Annotated in this window: 1 pseudogene; it reads right to left on the bottom strand. The window is 60.9% G+C overall.

From position 1 onward, the window contains the following. Positions 1 to 745: pseudogene (locus tag AC58D2_RS20610) on the bottom strand (IS5 family transposase); the annotation flags it as partial. Positions 746 to 852 lie beyond the last annotated feature (107 nt).

Raw genomic sequence — 852 nt, 5'->3', positions numbered from 1 at the left:
TAGGCTTCGTGGACAAAGGGTATCCAGAGTTTAACTGAGGCGAGCGCGACGAAGCCGAGGTAGGATTCCTTGGTTTTGTCGTAGCGGGTGGCGACCCTGCGCCAATTCTTGAGTTTGTTGAACAGGCGCTCGATCAGGTTGCGCCATTTGTATTTCGTGCGGTCGTGAGGGGTGGGATTTCGCCGGTTGACCTTGGCCGGGATCACCGCCTCGATACCGGCTGCTTCGATCTCTTCGCGGATCGCATCGGCATCGTAGCCCCGGTCAGCCAGGAAGGCCTCGATCCGGTCGGTTATCATGCGGAACAGCGGAGCGAAGCCCTGCACATCGTGCGCCTGTCCGGGTGTCAGCACGAAGCCGAGCGGAAGGCCTCTGGCATCGCATCTCGCGTGGAGCTTGGTGGTGAAGCCGCCTCGCGATCGGCCAAGCGCCTCGGTTTGCTGAGTCCCCTTTTTATGCCGACGGCACAATGATGTGCCCGGACCACGGTGCTATCGATCATGTCGGCGGCCGTGTCGCGCCCCGCCAGTTCAGCCAGCGTCTCGAGCATAGCGTCGAACACGCCGGTCGTAACCCATCGTCGATAGCGCCGGAAGACGCTGTTCCACTTGCCATACTCGTCCGGCAGGTGTCGCCACTGCGCGCCGGTTCGCGCGATCCACATCATGCCTTCAAAATAAGGGCGATTATCCTGAGCCGGGCGGCACCCGCGACCTTGCTCAGGCGGAAGTAGCGGCCCGATCACTTCCCATTCTTCGTCTGTAACGCCAATCCGCTCGCCCAAGGCAGCCTCCAAAAGCCAGCCTTGAATCAAGGTCCGAGTCCACAGTCAAGCTTTGTCCACGAAGCCTA

Source organism: Sphingopyxis sp. CR5, from assembly GCF_059693785.1.
Note: the sequence above shows the minus strand (reverse complement) of the source record. Positions and strands in the feature narration are given on the sequence as shown.